The sequence below is a fragment of the Kitasatospora sp. NPDC022785 genome (assembly GCF_055561295.1).
Map to the genome: position 1 here is coordinate 32,738 of NZ_JBVHHB010000016.1, position 18,248 is coordinate 50,985.

The 18,248-nt window shown below is 73.4% G+C and carries 14 protein-coding genes; 10 read left to right on the plus strand and 4 right to left on the minus strand.

Going from position 1 to position 18,248, the window contains the following annotated elements:
* Positions 1–9: 9 nt before the first annotated feature.
* Complete coding sequence (gene ligD, locus ACZ3YO_RS23560; protein ID WP_405358789.1) at positions 10–1,017, minus strand: non-homologous end-joining DNA ligase; 1,008 nt, start codon at positions 1,015–1,017, stop codon at positions 10–12.
* A gap of 66 nt (positions 1,018–1,083) precedes the next feature.
* Here ligD and ACZ3YO_RS23565 point away from each other — a divergent pair, with 66 nt between their 5' ends.
* Positions 1,084–2,145: an ATP-dependent DNA ligase gene (locus tag ACZ3YO_RS23565; RefSeq protein ID WP_465572513.1), complete on the plus strand. Its 1,062-nt coding sequence runs from the start codon at positions 1,084–1,086 to the stop codon at positions 2,143–2,145.
* 164 nt (positions 2,146–2,309) lie between these two features.
* Here ACZ3YO_RS23565 and ACZ3YO_RS23570 read toward each other — a convergent pair whose 3' ends face one another.
* On the minus strand, positions 2,310–3,740 hold the full coding sequence (locus tag ACZ3YO_RS23570; RefSeq protein WP_465572516.1) for a serine hydrolase domain-containing protein: 1,431 nt from the start codon (positions 3,738–3,740) through the stop codon (positions 2,310–2,312).
* A gap of 295 nt (positions 3,741–4,035) precedes the next feature.
* Here ACZ3YO_RS23570 and ACZ3YO_RS23575 point away from each other — a divergent pair, with 295 nt between their 5' ends.
* From ACZ3YO_RS23575 to ACZ3YO_RS23615, 9 genes are all read left to right on the plus strand, one after another.
* Complete coding sequence (locus ACZ3YO_RS23575) at positions 4,036–4,911, plus strand: ATP-binding cassette domain-containing protein (RefSeq protein WP_465572519.1); 876 nt, start codon at positions 4,036–4,038, stop codon at positions 4,909–4,911.
* Entirely contained in the window at positions 4,908–5,564 is a 657-nt protein-coding gene (locus tag ACZ3YO_RS23580; protein WP_465572521.1) for a hypothetical protein, read from the plus strand. Before ACZ3YO_RS23575 ends, ACZ3YO_RS23580 begins: the two co-directional genes overlap by 4 nt.
* A 319-nt stretch (positions 5,565–5,883) precedes the next feature.
* Positions 5,884–6,912, plus strand: a complete 1,029-nt coding sequence (gene tdh, locus ACZ3YO_RS23585) for an L-threonine 3-dehydrogenase (RefSeq protein WP_465547568.1) — start codon at positions 5,884–5,886, stop codon at positions 6,910–6,912.
* A 36-nt stretch (positions 6,913–6,948) separates the two neighbouring features.
* Entirely contained in the window at positions 6,949–8,142 is a 1,194-nt protein-coding gene (locus ACZ3YO_RS23590; RefSeq protein WP_465547567.1) for a glycine C-acetyltransferase, read from the plus strand.
* Between the two features lie 925 nt (positions 8,143–9,067).
* A complete protein-coding gene (locus tag ACZ3YO_RS23595) occupies positions 9,068–11,008 on the plus strand; it encodes a phosphatase PAP2 family protein (protein ID WP_465572524.1) in 1,941 nt (646 codons plus the stop codon).
* 103 nt (positions 11,009–11,111) lie between these two features.
* Positions 11,112–12,023 (plus strand): LysR family transcriptional regulator, encoded by a 912-nt coding sequence (locus ACZ3YO_RS23600; RefSeq protein ID WP_465547565.1) that lies wholly within the window; start codon positions 11,112–11,114, stop codon positions 12,021–12,023.
* Between the two features lie 455 nt (positions 12,024–12,478).
* Complete coding sequence (locus ACZ3YO_RS23605) at positions 12,479–14,302, plus strand: glycoside hydrolase family 15 protein (RefSeq protein ID WP_465572528.1); 1,824 nt, start codon at positions 12,479–12,481, stop codon at positions 14,300–14,302.
* Positions 14,303–14,387: 85 nt separating this feature from the next.
* A complete protein-coding gene (locus ACZ3YO_RS23610) occupies positions 14,388–15,278 on the plus strand; it encodes a cyclase family protein (protein ID WP_465572798.1) in 891 nt (296 codons plus the stop codon).
* A gap of 185 nt (positions 15,279–15,463) precedes the next feature.
* Positions 15,464–17,044 carry a GMC oxidoreductase gene (locus tag ACZ3YO_RS23615; RefSeq protein WP_465572530.1) on the plus strand — a complete coding sequence of 527 codons (1,581 nt, stop codon included), beginning with the start codon at positions 15,464–15,466 and terminating at the stop codon, positions 17,042–17,044.
* A gap of 183 nt (positions 17,045–17,227) precedes the next feature.
* Here ACZ3YO_RS23615 and ACZ3YO_RS23620 read toward each other — a convergent pair whose 3' ends face one another.
* A complete protein-coding gene (locus ACZ3YO_RS23620; protein WP_465572533.1) occupies positions 17,228–17,512 on the minus strand; it encodes an SHOCT domain-containing protein in 285 nt (94 codons plus the stop codon).
* 34 nt (positions 17,513–17,546) lie between these two features.
* Positions 17,547–17,999 (minus strand): DUF6325 family protein, encoded by a 453-nt coding sequence (locus ACZ3YO_RS23625; protein ID WP_465572536.1) that lies wholly within the window; start codon positions 17,997–17,999, stop codon positions 17,547–17,549.
* Between the last annotated feature and the right edge of the window lie 249 nt (positions 18,000–18,248).

An 18,248-nucleotide genomic window follows, 5' to 3' on the forward strand; every position in this document is an offset into this window, starting at 1 on the left:
CGCTCGTGATCATGTCTTCTTCGCCCGGCTCGGCTGCACCCTGGTCGGCTCGCCCGCCGCCTTCGGATGGTCCGGCGGGTACGGCAGCTCACCCATGCCCTCGTCCCGCAGCTGCCGCTCGTACAGCTCCAGCAGCCCGTCCAGCCGGTACGCCCGGTCGTCCATCTCCGCCTGCAGGTCCCCGACTTCGGCGAACCGCGGCGGCAGCGTCCGCAGGTCGAAGTCCTCCGGCGCGGCGTCGTCCAGCTCCTCCCAGCGCAGCGGCGCCGACGCCGTCGCCCGCGGTCGCGCGCGCAGCGAGTACGCGGAGGCGATGGTCCGGTCCCGTGCCATCTGGTTGTAGTCCACGAAGATCCGCTCGCCGCGCTCCTCCTTCCACCAGGCCGTGGTCACCCGGCCCGGCAGCCGCTGCTCCAGCACCCGGCCCAGCGCGATCACCGCATGCCGCCCGTCGGTGAACGTCCACTCCGGCTCCAGCGGCACGTACACGTGCAACCCGCGCCCGCCCGAGGTCTTCGGCCAGCCGCGCAGCCCGAACTCCTCCAGCAGCGCCCGCAACTCGTGCGCCGCCCGCACCGCGTCGTGGAAATCGGTCCCCGGCTGCGGGTCGAGATCGATCCGCAGCTCGTCCAGGTGGTCGGTGTCGCCGCGCCGCACCGGCCACGGGTGGAAGGTCAGACAGCCCAGATTGGCCGCCCAGAGCACCGCCGCCGGCTCGCTCGGGCAGATCTCGTCCGCCGACCGCCCGCTCGGGAAGCTGATCCGCGCCGTCGGCAGCCACTCCGGCAGGCCCTTCGGCGCCCGCTTCTGGTAGAAGAACTCGCCCTCCACCCCGTCCGGGAATCGCTGCAGCGTCGTCGGCCGGTCCCGCAACCCGCGCAGCACCCCGTCCGCCACCGCCAGGTAGTACTGCGCGACGTCCAACTTCGTGAACCCGCGCTCCGGGTAGTACACCTTGTCCGGGTTCGACAGCCGGACGCTGCGCCCGGCGACATCCAGTTCCACGGCTGAGCCCATGCCTCTCACGCTAAGCGCGCCCCGCCCGGCGCGCGCCCCGGAACGGTTGGCGCGAGGATCGGAGCCATGGACCTGCCCGTGATGCCGCCGCTGGCACCGATGCTCGCCAAGTCCGTCGCCAAGATCCCGCCCGGGATGCAGTACGAGGCCAAATGGGACGGCTTCCGCACCGTCGTCTTCCGCGACGGCGACGAGGTCGAGCTCGGCAGCCGCACCGGCAAGCCGCTGACCAGGTACTTCCCCGAAGTGGTCGAGGCGCTGAGACGTGATCTGCCACCACGCTGCGTCCTGGACGGCGAGGTGGTGATCGCCCGCGAGGGGCGGCTGCGCTTCGAGGAACTGCTGGAACGGATCCACCCCGCCGCCAGCCGCGTCACGATGCTGGCCGCGCGCACCCCCGCCTCCTTCGTCGCCTTCGACCTGCTCGCCCTCGGCGACGCCTCGCTGCTGGACGAACCGCTCTCCGTGCGCCGCCCCGCCCTGGAGGCGGCCCTCGCCGACGCCGGCGACCCCGTCTTCACCGCCCCCGCCTCCACCGACCGCGACCTGGCCCAGAGCTGGTTCGCCGAGTACGAGGGCGCCGGACTCGACGGCGTGGTGGCCAAACCGCTGGACCAGCCCTACCGGCCGGGGGAGCGGACCATGTTCAAGATCAAGCACGAGCGCACCGCCGACTGCGTGGTCGCCGGCTACCGCGAGCACAAGAGCGGCCCGGTGGTCGGCTCCCTGCTGCTCGGCATCAACGACGCCGAGGGCCGGCTCCAGCACGTCGGCGTCTGCGCCGCCTTCCCGATGGCCCGCCGGCGCGAACTCGCCGAGGAACTGGCCCCGTTGCGGATGGACGACACCTCCGCCCACCCGTGGGGCGGCTGGGCCGACGAGGCCGCACACACCGACGCCCGGCTGCCCGGCGCGGTCAGCCGCTGGACCGGCGGCAAGGACCTCTCCTGGGTGGCGCTGCGCCCCGAGCGGGTGGTCGAGGTGGCGTACGACCACATGGAGGGGACGCGCTTCCGGCACACCGCACAGTTCCGCCGTTGGCGCCCGGACCGCACCCCGGAGAGCTGCACCTACGCGCAGCTGGAGGAGCCGGTCTCCTACGACCTCTCCCGGGTGCTCGGGATCTGACGCACCGCCAAAACTGCTGGCACGAAGCCGGCCCGGCCGCCCGACCGGTGGCAGGCCCGCTTCACCGCCCCGCAGCGCGCGGGCTCAAGCCATCGCGGGGTCAAGCCGCCGCGGGGTCAAGCCGCCGCGGGGTCAAGCCGCCGCGGGGTCAAGCCGCCGCGGGATCAGGCCGCCGCCGGCTCCAGCGCAGACTCAGGCGCCGCGGGCGCGGTCGAGGTGCTCTCCGGAGCCGCCGGGAAGGAGTAGACGTTCCCCGGCGAGACGATCTCGGTGACCGCCTGCGCGAAGAGCGTCGACGGCTCCGAACCCCGGTACGGTACATCGCTGTTCAGCAGCACCACCAGCGTCGCCTGCGCCGACGGCAGGTAGACCGTCACGCTCTGGTAGCCCGGCAGCGAGCCGTTGTGCCCGACCCATCCGTGGTTGACGAACAACCCCAGCCCGTAGCCGAGGCCGGGTGCCCCCGTCGGTAGGGTCATCAGCCGCTCGGCCTGGGTCGCCGGGTTGAGCAGCGTGCCGGTGGCCAGCACCTTCGCCCACTTCTGCAGGTCGGCCAGGTCCGAAATGGCCGCGCCCGCCGCCCACGCCCAGGACGGGTTCCAGTCGGTGGCGTCCTCGACCGCGCCACTGGGCGTCTGGTTGGTGTACCCGCGGGCGTGCGGCTGCGGGAACGACGCGTCGGCCGGGAAGACCGTCCGCCCCAGCCCGGCCGGGTCGAACACCTGCTGCTTCAGGAAGCTGCCCAGCGGCTGCCCGCTGATCTTCTCGATCACCAGGCCGAGCAGCACCGTGTTGGTGTTGGAGTACTCGAACTGGGTGCCCGGCGCGAAGTCCGCGGGGTGCTGGAACGCGTACGCCAGCAGCTGCTGCGGCGTGAAGACCCGGGCCGGGTCGGTGAGGAAGGCCTGCACGAAATCCGGGTCCGCGGTGTACGAGAACAGGCCGCTGCGCATGTCGGCCAGCAGGCGCAGGGTGATCGCGTCGCCACCGGGCACGTCCGGGACGTACTTGGTGACCGGGTCGTCCAGGCCGGCCCTGCCCTGGTCGACCAGCCGCAGCAGTCCGGTGACCGTGAAGGTCTTGGTCTCGCTGCCGATCCGCATGTTCAGGCCGGTCACCATCGGAGTACCGGCGATCTTGTCGGAGACGCCGAAGGCCTTGAGGTAGCTGCCGTCGGGGGTGGTCAGGCCCACCATGACCCCGGGGACGGAGGTCTGGCTCAGCACCCGCTGCACCGCGGCGTCCATCCGGGCGGTGACGTCCGGCGTGAGCCGCACCACGGCGCCGCCCGACGCACCCGCCGAGCCCGACGCACTCGCCGAGCCCGACGCACTCGCCGAGCCCGACGCACTCGCCGAGCCCGACACACTCGGCGTACCGCCGGCCGAGGACGGGCCGCTAGCCGAGGGGCTGAGCGCGGCCGGAACGGCGGTGACCGCACCGGCGGCCGACGGCCCGGACGCCTCCCCGCCCGAGCAGCCGGCGGCGGCCAGCACAGTGGCCAGGGCCAGCGCCGCCGTGGCCGTCCGCGAGCGGGAGCGGCGGCGCACCGCGGGTAACGTCCGTCGTCGGGTCTTCGTCACGGTCGAGCTCATGGTCGAGACGCCTCTCTGCGGCGGACGGCCCCGGAGCAGCGCTCCACGAGGCCGTGGGGGAGCGATCGCCACCGTATGTGCGCCCCGCCCGGCCCGCGCGCCGGGCCGCCGCCCCGCTGACCCGAACGGACGCACCGCCCCCACCCCACCGCCCGCCACCGCATCGCCGGCCCGAACGGACGAGCCTCCACCACCGCCCCGCCCGGCACCACGACACCCCGCCCCCGACACGGCGCAGTAGGGTGCGGAGGGTCAACGGACGCCAACGGGAGCCGACTTGTTGCGATGCGAGGCAGTGAGCAAGCGCTACGGTGCGGCGCGGTGGATCCTCCACGACGTCGACCTGCACATCACCGCCGGTGACGTCCTCGCCGTCCTCGGCGGCAACGGCTCCGGCAAGTCCACCCTGCTGAGGCTCCTGGCCGGACTCTCCCGCCCCTCCTCCGGCCGCATCACCGGCCGCCCCCGGGAGACCGGCTACGTGCCGGACCGCTTCACCGCCGACGACCGCATCACCGTGCGCTCCTACCTGACCCACATGGGCCGCATCCGCGGCCTGCCCACCGCCGCCGCCCGCGACCGGGCCGACCTGCTGATCGACCGCCTCGCACTGGTCGGCGGACCACGGTCACCGCTGCGCACCCTCTCCAAGGGCAACGCCCAGAAGGTCGCCCTCGCCCAGGCCCTGCTCGTCCGGCCCGGACTCCTCGTCCTCGACGGACCCTGGTCCGGCCTGGACGCCTCCGCCCACGGCGTGCTCGGCGAACTCATCGACGAGGTGGCCGCCGAGGGCGGGGCCGTCGTCTTCACCGACCACCGCGAGGCGATCACCAGGAGTCACGCCACCGGCGCCTACGCGATCAGCGAGGGCCGGGTGACCCCCCGCGGCGGCGACCGGCACACCGCGGACGAGACCGCCGTCGCCGAGATCGTCCTCAGCACCCGCTCCACCGGCACCGGCGCCACCCCGGCCGGACCGGACTGGTCCACCCTCCCCGGCGTGCTCGACGCCGCCCGCCACGGCGACTCCCTGGTGGTCCGGGTCGAACGGCGGCACTCGGACGCCGTCCTGCTGACCGCACTCCGGCACCACTGGTCCGTCGACGGTCTCACCCCGGCCGGCGGCCTCACCGACGCCCAGGGCGGCACGTCGAGGAAGGCGGCCCGGTGAGCGCACTGGTCCGGTACCTGTTCACCACGATGCTGCTCTCCCAGCGCTACCTCGCGCCGGTGCTGCTCTTCCTCGTCCTCCTCACCGTGCTCACCAGCAGCGACAACGGACCGCTGACCGCCACCTACGGCTCGGCGGCCGGCATCATGCTGCTCAGCTCCACCTGGCTCACCATCGCCCAGATCGGACTGGAGGACCGGTCCCACCACGCCGTCGTCGTCGTCAACGCCGGCGACTCACGCCGCGTCCTGCTCGGCTCGGTCTGCGCCGCCGCCCTCTGGTGCCTGCCGCTCACCGCCCTCGGCCTCGGCATCCCCCTGCTGACCGGCAGCCACCGGCCGACCGGCGCCGACCTGCTGCTCGGCGTCGAAGCCCAGCTCACCTGCGCCCTCACCGGCATCGCCGTCGGCCTGGTCTGCTCCCGCCTGGTCTTCCGGCGGCCGGGCCACGCACTGCTGCTCGCCCTGGTGCTGCTGCTGACGCTGATGGTGGCCAAGGGCCTGCCCCCGGTGAACCCGCTGCTCACCCGCCTCACCACCACCCCCCGCGCGGCCGACCTGCTGGCCTCCACCGCAGGCCTGCTCGTCGTCGCCACCGGATGCCTGGCGGCCGCGGCGGCGCTCACCCAGGCGATCAGCAACCGCAGGAACTGAACCCGGCCGGTCCCACACCTGGCCCGCACGTCCGCCACACCCGGCACGCACGCTCCGCCCGCCCCGCCCGACTGGCACGCTCCGCACGCTCCGCCGAAAGGGTGGCCACCGGCACGCCGCGAAGGCCGCCCGGCGCTGCTCGGGCACGATCGTTTAGCCCAGCTGTGGCGGCCCTTAAGAATTCCTCGATGGACCGCACCCGCTCCCACCAGGCAGATTGCTCCGTGCCCGGTACGAGGAGGCAGGATTCGCCACCCCGCCGGGCCCCGCCGGCCTGCCCACACCAGGCCGCCCCCCTCGTGCGTCAGGAGCCGCCGCAGTGAAGGCACTCGTCAAGCAGAAGGCCGAGCCCGGACTCTGGCTGATGGACGTCCCGAAGCCTGCCATCGGCCCCGGCGAGGTGCTGATCAAGGTGTTGCGCACCGGCATCTGCGGCACCGACCTGCACATCCGCAACTGGGACGGCTGGGCGCAGCAGACCATCCGGACCCCGCTCGTCCTCGGCCACGAGTTCGTCGGCGAGGTCGCCGAGATCGGCGCGGCCGTCGCGGACATCGCGGTCGGCGACCTCGTCAGCGGCGAGGGCCACCTGGTCTGCGGCAAGTGCCGCAACTGCCTGGCCGGCCGCCGCCACCTCTGCCGCAACACCGTCGGCCTCGGCGTCGGCCGCGACGGCGCCTTCGCCGAGTACGTCGCGCTGCCCGCCTCCAACGTCTGGGTGCACCGCGTCCCCGTCGACCTCGACGTCGCCGCGATCTTCGACCCCTTCGGCAACGCCGTGCACACCGCCCTGTCCTTCCCGCTGGTCGGCGAGGACGTCCTGATCACCGGCGCCGGCCCGATCGGCATCATGGCCGCCGCCGTCGCCAAGCACGCCGGCGCCCGCAACGTGATGATCACCGACGTCTCCCCCTACCGGCTCGACCTGGCCCGCGAGGTCGGCGTCACGCTCGCCCTGAACGTCGCCGAACACACCATCGAGGAGGGCCAGCAGAAGCTCGGCCTGCGCGAGGGCTTCGACGTCGGCCTGGAGATGTCCGGCCGCCCCGAGGCCCTCCAGTCGATGATCGCCAACATGACCCACGGCGGGAAGATCGCCATGCTCGGCCTGCCCGCCGAGCAGTTCCCGGTCGACTGGGCCTCCGTCGTCACCTCGATGATCACCATCAAGGGCATCTACGGCCGCGAGATGTTCGAGACCTGGTACGCGATGTCCGTCCTGCTGGAGGGCGGCCTCGACCTCAGCCCCGTCATCACCGGCCGCTACGCCGCCTCCGACTACGAGGCCGCCTTCGACGACGCGGCCAGCGGCCGCTGCGGCAAGATCATTCTCGACTGGACCGCCTGAGACCGCCCGAGCCTCCCCGCTGACTAGGAGTCTGCTGTGTTCGACAACGTGCGCGACGACCTCGCCGCCACCCTCGACGAGATCCGCGAGGCCGGCCTCTTCAAGCCCGAGCGGGTGATCGGCACCCCGCAGAGCGCCGCCGTCACCGTCACCGGCGGCGGACGCCCCGGCGAGGTGCTCAACTTCTGCGCCAACAACTACCTCGGCCTCGCCGACCACCCCGAGGTCCTCACCGCCGCCAAGGACGCCCTCGACCGCTGGGGCTACGGCATGGCCTCGGTCCGCTTCATCTGCGGCACCCAGGACGTCCACAAGGAGCTTGAGGACCGCCTCTCCGCGTTCCTCGGCCAGGAGGACACGATCCTCTACTCCTCCTGCTTCGACGCCAACGGCGGCGTCTTCGAGACCCTGCTCGACGAGCGCGACGCGGTCATCTCCGACGCCCTCAACCACGCGAGCATCATCGACGGCATCCGCCTCTGCAAGGCCCGCCGCCACCGCTACGCCAACCGCGACCTCGCCGACCTGGAGCAGCAGCTCAAGGAGACGCAGGACGCCCGGCGCCGCCTCATCGTCACCGACGGCGTCTTCTCCATGGACGGCTACGTCGCCCCGCTGCGCGAGATCTGCGACCTCGCCGACCGCTACGACGCGATGGTCATGGTCGACGACTCGCACGCCGTCGGCTTCGTCGGCCCGAACGGACGTGGCACCCCCGAGCTGCACGGCGTGATGGACCGCGTCGACATCATCACCGGCACCCTCGGCAAGGCCCTCGGCGGTGCCTCCGGCGGCTACGTCGCGGCCCGCCGCGAGATCGTCGCCCTGCTGCGCCAGCGCTCGCGGCCGTACCTGTTCTCCAACTCGCTCGCCCCGGTGATCGCCGCGGCCTCGCTGAAGGTGCTCGACCTGGTCGAGCAGTCGACCGAGCTGCGCGAGCGGCTGGCCGCCAACACGGCGCTGTTCCGGTCGAAGATGACCGAGGCCGGCTTCGAGATCCTGCCCGGCGACCACCCGATCGCCCCGGTGATGATCGGCGACGCGGCCAAGGCCGGCCGGCTCGCCGAGCTGCTGCTGGAGCGCGGTGTGTACGTGATCGGGTTCTCCTTCCCGGTGGTGCCGCACGGCCAGGCCCGGATCCGCGTGCAGCTCTCCGCCGCGCACTCCACCGAGGATGTCGAGCGCGCCGTCGCCGCCTTCGTCGACGCCCGCGCGGCCATGGGGGAGTAGCCCTCCGCGCACGGGTGCCATCGATCCCGGCACCCCGTCGGACCGCCCGTGGCCCGTCCGCTCGGAACCGGACGCGTCACGGGCCCCCGAGCCGCCGTGCGGCGGAGGCCGGACCGGCCCGCCTCCGCCGCACGGCACCAAAGCCTCCGGGATCCCCGGAGCGGTAAGGCCCGCGGCGAGACCGCCGGCTGCCGTGCCCGGGGCAGGCCGTGTGCCCGGGGCGCGCCGGGCCAGCGTAGGTGGCCGGGCCACCCCGAGGCCGACCCCGCGGCGCCGACGCCGGCCGTACCGCCGAGGCCGATTGCGGCGCCGACGCCGGCCGTACCGCCGAGGCCGGTTGCGGCGCCGACGCCGGCCGTGCCACTTGAGACCATCTCCCCCACCCTCCCGCCCGGGAGTGGGAAGTCGGCCCGTCCGACTTCCCACTCCCGACCGCGGATCGTGTGCCGCCCGTTTCCGCCCGTTCCGGCGCGGTCCCGTAGCTTCCGCTCCTTTCCGGCAGGGCTCCCACCCGCGTTCCCGCACGCTCCCGCCCTGTTCCCGCAGCTCCCGCTTCGTTTCCCGCACGTTCCCGTACTTTGCAAACACGTGGCTTTGCAAAGTACGGAGGTGTGGGGCGAACCGTTTTCCGTCCCGGCTCGCCTCTATCCGAGCCCGTACGCTCCCTCCCGCCCTGCCCGTACCGCCCCTTCGCCTCGCACTTTGCAAACAGCTGCCCACCTTTGCAAAGCGCACCGCCCACCGCGGCCCCGCAGTCCAGGTCCCACCCCGCAGTCCTGGTCCCACCCCGTCCCACCCGGTCCCACCCGTCCCCCGCGCGGCGCCGTTCGGGGTGCGAGGTGGCCGCCGCCGTCCGAGAGTCGGCAGGAGGGCGACCCGGCCGACCGGCCCGGGCGCAGCGGTGCGGTGCGGCGAGAGGAGCGGGATGGTCCCGACCAGGCCCGCCACCGGAACGCGCCGGGGGCCCAGCCCCCGCACCATCCTCACCGTGCTCTGCCTGGTGATCGCCCTCGCCGCGGCCGCCGCCGTCACCTGGACCACCCTCGGCGACGCCGCCGACGACCGGCCGGCCCTTCCACTCCTCCTCGGCACCTGGCCGTCCACCGCCACCCGGGCCGGTCTGGTGCTCACCGCCCTCGCCGCCGCGGCCACGATCGGCGCCCTGATCGCCCGCCACCCACCCCCGGGCGTGCCCGCCCCGGCCGCCGTCGGCCCGCTCGCGGCCGGCGCAGTGCTGGTCAGCGCCGACCTGCGCGGCCACCCGGTGGACGCCGTCCTCGGACTCGCCACCACCGCCCTCGTCCTGCTCGACGTCCTGCCGCGCCGTGCGGGGCACCCCGGTCCCACCTCCGGTCTCGCGCTCGGCGCGGCGATCGCGCTCCACCCCGCCCTGCTCCTCTTCGTCGCCGCCCTCCCGCGCCCCGGCCCCCGGCCGTCCACCCGCATCCGTCCCGCCCTGACCGCCTTCACGGTGGCCGTCCTGCTGCACGGTGTCGTCCGCGTCGCCGACCCGGCGCGCGCCGCCCGCTTCCGGCACCGGTTCGACGATCCGGCCGCCACCGGCGACCCCGCCAACCAGACCGCCCTCGGCGTCCTGCTCCGGCTGGGCCTGCACGGTCCGCCGCTGCTCGGCGTCTGGCTGGCGGTGGCGGTCACCGCCGTGGTGCTCGCCCTCCGCCGCGCCCGTACCCTCGCCGGCGACGGCCAGCCGCTGCTCGCGGCCGGCGTGCTCGGCTGCGCCACCCTGGTCATCGCCCCCGTCGCCGTACCCGCCGACCTCGGCTGGCTGCTCCTCGCGGCCACCGGCCGGCTCGGCCGCCGGCCCGAGGACCGCGCACTCTGGCCGGTGATCGCCACCACCGTCGCCCTGCTGCCCAGCACCATGCTCGACCCGGGGATCGAACCGGTCAGCGGCCTGCTGCTGCGCAAGGCCCCCACCCTGGTCGCCCTCGCCGCGGCCGCCGTCCTCCCGTTCCGCTCCCGCAGCGACCCGCTCTGGCACCTGCGCCGCAGCCCCGCCCCGCCCCCGCGCCACCGGCCCGTCCTGCGGCACATGCCGTTGCTGCCCGCGCCGCTGCGGCCGGTGTCCCGCCCGAACCTGGTACTGGAACTCCTCTTCATCCAGGTCGGCTACGGCATCTACAGCTTCATCCGCAACGCCGCCCCCGACCGCGTCGCCATCGCCACCGGGCACGCCCGCAGCATCTACGACCTGGAACGGGCGCTGCACATCGACATCGAACCGGGCCTCAACGGGTGGGCGCTGCAGGCCGGCGACTGGCTGCTGGACGCGGCACAGGAGTACTACAAGGTGCTCCACTTCGTGGTGCCGCTCGGCATGCTGGTCTGGCTCTACGCCTGGCATCCGTCCCGCTACCGCACTGCCCGCACCATCCTGTTCGCCGCCACCGGCCTCGCCCTGGTCGGCTTCTGGGGTTTCCCGCTCGCGCCGCCCCGGCTGGTCCCCGAGTACGGCCTGCGCGAGGACCCGTCCGACAGCCCCGGCGACGCCCCGCTCGGCGCCCTGACGGCACTCTCCAACCAGTACGCGGCGATGCCGTCCCTGCACATCGCCTGGGCCGGCTGGTGCGCCCTGGTCGTGATCACCACCACCCGCCACCCCGGGCTGCGCCCCCTGGCAGCCCTCTACCCGGCGCTCACGTTCCTCGTGGTGGTGGCCACCGCCAACCACTGGGTCCTGGACGCGGTCGGCGGCGTCGCCGTCCTGCTCGCCGGCTGCCTCGTCCAGTACGTCCTCACCGCCCGCCTCCTCACCGACCCCGACCTGCCCGTCCATGCGCCCGCGTCCGCCTCCGCTCCGGCCCCGGACGACGACCTCGCCCACCCGGGCCGCAAGGACCCCTGAGGGCCACGCCCGGGAGTGGGAAGTCGGCCCGTCCGACTTCCCACTCCGGCACCCGTTGCCTCCCCCGCCCCGGGGCTCCCCGCCACGCTGGCAGAATTGGCGTGTGATCGACGCACGACGGCTTCGGACCCTGCGGGCCGTGGCGGACCACCGCACCGTGACCGCCGCGGCGGCCGCCCTCTACCTCACCCCTTCGGCGGTCTCCCAACAGCTGGCCGCGCTGGAGCAGGAGACCGGCCACCACCTGCTCGCCCGCGAGGGCCGGGGCGTGCGGCTCACCGCGGCCGGGGAGATCCTTCTGGGCCACGCCGACGCCGTCCTCGCCCAGCTGGAGCGGGCCGAGGCGGACCTCGCCGCCTACTCCGCGGGCGTCTGCGGCGAGGTCACCGTCGCCTCCTTCGCGACCGGTATCTCCCTCGTCCTCGCCCCCGCAATCGGCACCCTCGCCACCCGCGCGCCCGGCGTCCGCCTCAAGGTGCTGGACGCGGAGGGGGACGCCAGCCTCCCGATGGTCCTGGACGGGCGCGCCGACCTCGCGGTGGCCGTCGAGTACCGGGGCGCCCCGCGTGCCGACGACGCCCGGCTCACCCGGGTGCCGCTGTACGCCGAACCGTTCGAGGCGGTGCTCCCGCTCGACCACGCGCTCGCCGCCACCGAGGGGCCGATCGCCGTCGCCGACCTCGCCGCCGAGCCGTGGATCGGCCCGTACCCCGGCAACCCCTGCCACGACGTGGTGCTGCTGGCCTGCGAGCACGCCGGGTTCCAGCCGCGTCTGGTGCACTCCTCGGACGACTTCCGCGCGGTCGTCGCGCTCGCGTCGGCCGGCGCCGGGGTCGCGCTGGTGCCGCGCTCCGCGCTGCTGGGCGTGGACCTCGCACAGGTCGCGGTCCGGCCGGTCGACAGCGCGCTCGCCACCCGCCGGGTCTTCGCGGCCGTCCGGGCCGGCGCGGACGGCCACCCGCTGATCCGCCCGGTCCTGGACGCCCTCGCCGAGGCGGCCACGGCCACCACCTGAGAGCGGACGCTCCCCGGAAGCGGACGCCCCCTGAGAGCGGTCACCAGCCGAGCCGGCACGGAGTCGAGCGCGCCCGCAGCCGAGCGCGCTCCTCACCCTCCCCGTCGAACCTCCTCCGCCGAACCTTCCCCGTCGAACCTCCTCCGCCGACCGCAGCAGCAGCCTCCCAGCGGTTCGGCAACAGCGGCCCCGCCGCGACCCACCTCAAGAGCCCGAACGCCCCCCACCCGACCTGAAGGAGCCGGCCCACCCCGGGCACGCCGCCTTCCCGCCGTCGCAGAGCGCGGGCAGACAGGCGAGCTCGGCGACTCCACCGGGAGGGCCGGTGACCAGGGCCGCGACCGCGCCAACGCCGGTGACGGCACATCGACGGTCGCGGCGCGTCGCGCGCCTTCTTGTCGCACAAAGCGTCGGATAGTGGACGCTGTGTAGTCACCCTCGGGGATTGGATGTTCATGGACCGCTACCCCCCGATCGCCGACCACGGTCTGGTGGGCGATCTGCAGACCGCCGCCCTGGTGTCCTCGCAGGGCGTGGTCAACTGGTTCTGCTCGCCTAGGTTCGACTCGCCCAGTGTCTTCGCCGCGCTGCTCGACCACGACCGCGGCGGGTACTTCCGGCTGGCGCCCGAGCACTCTGACATGTCGTGCAAGCAGCTCTACTACCCGGACACCGGCGTGCTGGTGACACGGTTCATGTCGCCGGACGGCGTCGGCGAGGTCGTCGACTGGATGCCTGCCAACACCAGCCGCACCCCGACCGACCGCCACAGCCTGATGCGGGTGGTCCGCGCCGTGCGCGGCACCGTGCGGTTCGTCCTGGAGTGCCGGCCGCGGTTCGACTACGGCCGGGCCGGTCACGAGCTCGAACTGCACGGCCAGGACGCCGTGTTCCGCGCCCCCGGGATCGCCGGGCACCTGCAGGCCAGCTTCCCGCTGGAGCGGGACGGGGACGACGTCCGAGGAGCGGTAACCCTCAACAGCGGGGAGTCCGCCGCCGCCGTGTTCACGACCTCCGCCGCCGACGGCGCGGCGCCGCCCCCGCTCACCGTGGAGGGCATCACGGACGGGCTGTGGGCGGCGGTCGACTTCTGGCAGAAGTGGCTCCACACGTCCCGCTACCGGGGCCGCTGGGGCGAGATGGTGAACCGCTCGGCCATCACCCTCAAGCTCCTCACCTACCACCCCTCCGGTGCACCGGTCGCCGCCGCCACCATGGGTCTGCCCGAGCAGGTCGGGGGCGAGCGCAACTGGGACTACCGGTACTCGTGGGTGCGGGACGGTTCGCTCTCGGTGCGTGCGCTGCTCGACCTCGGGTTCGTGGAGGAGGCGTCGGCCTTCACCAAGTGGCTGGGTGACCGGATGCACGACCGGGCCGACCTGCCCGGCGAGCGGTTGCAGATCATGTACCGGGTCGACGGCGACCCGCATCTCACCGAGGAGATCCTGGACCACTGGGAGGGCTACCGGGGTTCGCGCCCGGTGCGGGCGGGCAACGCCGCCGCCGACCAGCTGCAGCTCGACATCTACGGCGAGTCCCTGTACGCGATGGCCGAGGGCCTGGACGTCGGCGTGGAGCTGGGCTACCACGGCTGGAAGGGCCTCGCGCGGACCCTGGACTGGCTGTCCGACAACTGGGACCGTCCGGACGAGGGCGTCTGGGAGACGCGCGGCGGGCGGAAGGACTTCACCTATAGCCGGGTGATGTGCTGGGTGGCGTTCGACCGGGGCATGCGCCTGGCGACCGAACTCAGCCGGCCCGCCGACATCCCGCGCTGGCGCGCCGCCCGCGACAGCATCCTCGAACAGGTGATGGAGCAGGGCTGGAGCAGGGCCGAGCAGGCCCTGGTGCAGCACTACGGCGGCGACGTCCTGGACGCCTCCCTCCTGCTCATCCCGCGCGTGGGGTTTCTCGCCGCGAAGAGCCCGGGCTGGCTCTCCACCCTGGACGCCATGGAGCGCAAACTCGTCTCGGACAGCCTCGTCTACCGCTACGACCCGGCCGCGTCGCCGGACGGCCTGCGCGGCTCGGAGGGCACGTTCAGCCTCTGCACCTACCTCTACGTCGACGCCCTGGCGCGGGCCGGGCGCGTCCGTCCGGCGCGCTACACCTTCGAGAAGATGCACACCTACGCCAACCACGTCGGGCTCTTCGCCGAGGAGATCGGCCCGAGCGGTGAGCAACTCGGCAACTTCCCACAGGCGTTCACCCACCTGTCGCTCATCATGGCGGCATCGACCCTGGACGAGGCCCTTGACCGGCAGCGACAGCGTGACTGATCCGCAGCCGGGGCAGCCGGGGCACGGGAATCCGGAGCACGGGCAGGGCGGCGGCCGCCCGCAGAGCAGGGCCGCGTTCGACGCACTGTACGCACGCCTGCGGGAGTCGTCGGCCGGTGCACGGTCCGGCGGGCGCGGGGCGCCGGCCGCCGTCACGCCCGCGACGGTCCGCGCCGCGGCGGCGGAGGTCCGCTCGGGCCGGACCGTCACCCTCGCCGCACCGGTCGAGACCCGCGCGGCCCCCGACAACCCGCACCCGGCCGGCCACCGGCTCACCAGCCGGCCGGAGACCGAGGCTCCGGCCACCGGGCTCCACTTCGCAACCGACCACTTCTCGATGCACGTCCACGGCGACGCGGACAGCCACCTCGACGCCCTGTGCCACGTCGTCTACGACGGCACCCTGTACGGGGGCGTCCCCGCGAGCACCGTGACCGGGGAGGGCGCCACCGCCCTTTCCGTCGAGCTCGTGCGGGACGGCATCGTCGGCCGCGGCGTCCTGCTCGACATTCCGCGGCTGCGCGGCGTGCCGTGGCTGGAGCCGGGCGACCACGTCACCGCCGACGACCTCCGCGCCGCCGAGGCTGCGCAGCATGTGCGGGTCGGCGCCGGGGACATCCTCCTCGTCCGGGTCGGCCACCGCCGCAGGCGCGTCGAGACGGGGCCCTGGGACGCGGCGCGCAGCCGGGCCGGGCTGCATCCCGCCGCCGTGGAGTTCCTGGCCGAGCGCCGGGTCTGCGCGCTGGGCAGCGACGGCAACAACGACACGGCCCCCAGCCTCACCGAGGGCGTGGACTTCCCCGTGCACGTCCTGGGCATCCACGCCCTCGGGCTCTACTTCATGGACTACCTGCAGTTCGAGGACCTGGTGCCGCTCTGCGAGGAGGAGGGCCGCTGGTCGTTCCTCTGCGTGGTCGCGCCCCTGCGGCTCCCCGCGGCCACCGGGTCCCCCGTCAACCCCATCGCCATCCTCTGACCGACGGTCCGGCCGCCGGCCCGCACCGCACCGCACCGCGCAAACCCGCACCACACCGCACCAACCCGCACCGCACCAACCCGCACCGCACCAACCCGCACCGACCCGCACCGACCCGCACCGCACCAACCCGCACCGCATCAACCCGCACCGCACCGCACCGACTCACGATCCGAGGCGACCCCATGGCAGCCACCGAGCACTACGACGTCATCGTCATCGGCACCGGAGCAGGCGGCGGCACCCTCGCCCACCGCCTCGCCCCGACCGGAAAACGCATCCTGATCCTGGAACGCGGCGGCTACCTGCCCCGCGAGCGGGACAACTGGGAGTCCACCGCGGTCTTCGTCAAGGGCAAGTACCGCGCCCCCGAGTTCTGGTACGACAAGCACGGCGACCGGTTCCCACCCGAGGTCAACTACTACGTCGGCGGCAACACGAAGTTCTACGGCGCCGCGCTGTTCCGGCTGCGCCCCGAGGACTTCGGCGAGTTGCGGCACCACGGCGGCATCTCCCCGGCCTGGCCGATCCGTTACGAGGACCTGGAGCCGTACTACACCCAGGCCGAGCACCTGTACCTGGTGCACGGCCACCACGGCGAGGACCCCGGCGAGGGGCCGGTGAGCGCCCAGTACGCGTACCCGCCGGTGCAGCACGAGCCGCGCATCCAGCAGCTCAGCGACGACCTGGAGAAGCAGGGTCTGCACCCCTTCCACCTGCCGATCGGCGTGAACCTCACCCAGGACGGCGACGGCCGGGCGACCCACACCAGCGTGTGCATCCGCTGCAACCGGGTCGACGGATTCCCGTGCCTGGTACAGGGCAAGGCCGACGCCCAGGTCATCTGTGTCGACCCGGCCCTGGAGCACGACAATGTCACGATGGTCACCGGGGCGAACGTCCGCAGGCTCGAGACCGGGCCGACCGGTCGCAGTGTCGACAAGGTGGTCGCCGAACTCGCCGACGGCACGGTCGCGGAGTACTCCGCCGACATCGTGGTGGTGGCCTGTGGAGCCGTCAACTCGGCTGCTCTGCTGCTTCGTTCGGCGAACGACCGGCACCCGGACGGTCTCGCCAACAGCTCGGGCGTGGTGGGGCGCCACTACATGCGGCACAACAACCTGGCGCTGATGGCGGTGTCGAAGGAGCCCAACGACACGCAGTTCCAGAAGACCCTCGCGCTCAACGACTGGTACCTGGGCGCGGACGACTGGGACTACCCCCTCGGCGGCATCCAGATGCTCGGCAAGTCCGACTCCGACCAGATCAAGGGCGAGGCCCCCCGCTGGGCCGGACTCGCCTCACCCGACATGCCGTTCGAGGTGCTGGCCCACCACGCGGTGGACTTCTGGCTGTGCGGCGAGGACCTCCCGCACCCCGACAACCGCGTGACCCTCGACAGCGACGGCGACATCCACCTCGCCCTGGACGAGAAGAACAACATCGAAGGGCTGAAGCGCCTGCAGCACAAACTCCAGAAGATGCTGGGCTACCTCGGCATGCACCCCCACCACCTGCTGCCGCACAGCCTCTACCTGCACAAGGGGATGCCGATCGGCGCCACCGCGCACCAGGCCGGCACCGTGCGTTTCGGCACCGACCCGCAGGCCTCGGCCCTCGACACCGACTGCAAGGCCCACGACCTGGACAACCTCTACGTCGTCGACACCAGCTTCTTCCCGAGCATCGGTGCGGTGAACCCGTCGCTGACGGCCATCGCCAACGCCCTGCGGGTCGGCGACCGCATCGCGGAGCGCCTCCGCTGAACCCGGCACGGCGCCGTGGCGGGTTCAGCGCCGTGCCGGCAAGGCGCCGTGCCATGCCGGCGCCGTGTTGTCGGCTGCGCGACGGGGACGGCGGTCATGGCCGCCGTCCCCGCAGGACGGCCCGAGTGCGAGGCCGGCGCCGTGGGCCCGACAGCTCCTCGTTCCGCCTGGCCCCGCGCGTGCTCAGGAGGCGAGAATCCGGGCCTTCTGCGTCTCGAACTCGGCGTCGGTGAGCACGCCCTGGTCCCTGAGCTCACCGAGGTCCTTGAGCTGGGCGATCTTGCTGCTCATATCGGCGGCCGGTGCCGGTGCCGGTGCCGGCGCGGCCTCGGCGGCGGGCGGGGGTGCCGCCGGCGCCTCCTGCTGTGCCCAGCGGCCGGCCTGGCGGCGGGAGACCCGGTTGGAGACGGCGGTTGCCGTCCCGGCGATGACGGCCGTGCGGGCGACGCCGCGGAGTAGGCCTGGCATGGTGTTGCTCCTCTGCTGGACCGACCCGGAAAGGTCAGGCCTGAGTCTCGGCGCTTTCGAGGGCTGCCAGCAGTTCCTGGACCGGGATGCGGCCGTTGGCGACGAGCCGTCCGCCGCCGCGGCGGACGGCTGCGGCGAAGGGGGCGGCCCAGACGTTCTCGTAGACGAGGATGCCGGCGGAGCTGCCGGGTTCCAGGACGCCGCCCACGTCGTCGATCTCGTCCTGGCCGAGCAGGCCGGAGGAGATGCCTTCGAACACGGCGAGGTCGAGTTGGCCGTCGCCGGTCAGGTCGGCGAGTTCGACACCGACGACCGACCCGTCCGGTTCCTTCCGGACGAAGATGAGATCCAGGATCCGGATGATGCCCCGATCGACCAGGTCGACGAGCAGGGGCAGCCCTTCCCCGTTCACCCGGCTCCCCGGGAACTCGATCACCACGTAGTCGATGGGTCCCGGTTCGTCGGGTTCGGTGGCTTCGGTGCTCACATCGACTCCTCATCGGGTCTGTCCGACCCGGGCCGGACGTCCGGGCTCGGCGCCGGGAACTGTTCCGCACCTGCTGCCGGGCGGGTTGCGTGCTGCCGGACCACGGCCGAAGTGCTGCCGGAGCAGTGCGGACGGCCGGTTCGGTACTCACGGTCATTTCACCAGCGGGCGGCCACCGCCGCATCTCGGGTCTGCTTGTCGGTCCTGACACGACGCTGCCGGTCCTGACACGACGCTGCCCTGACTCGA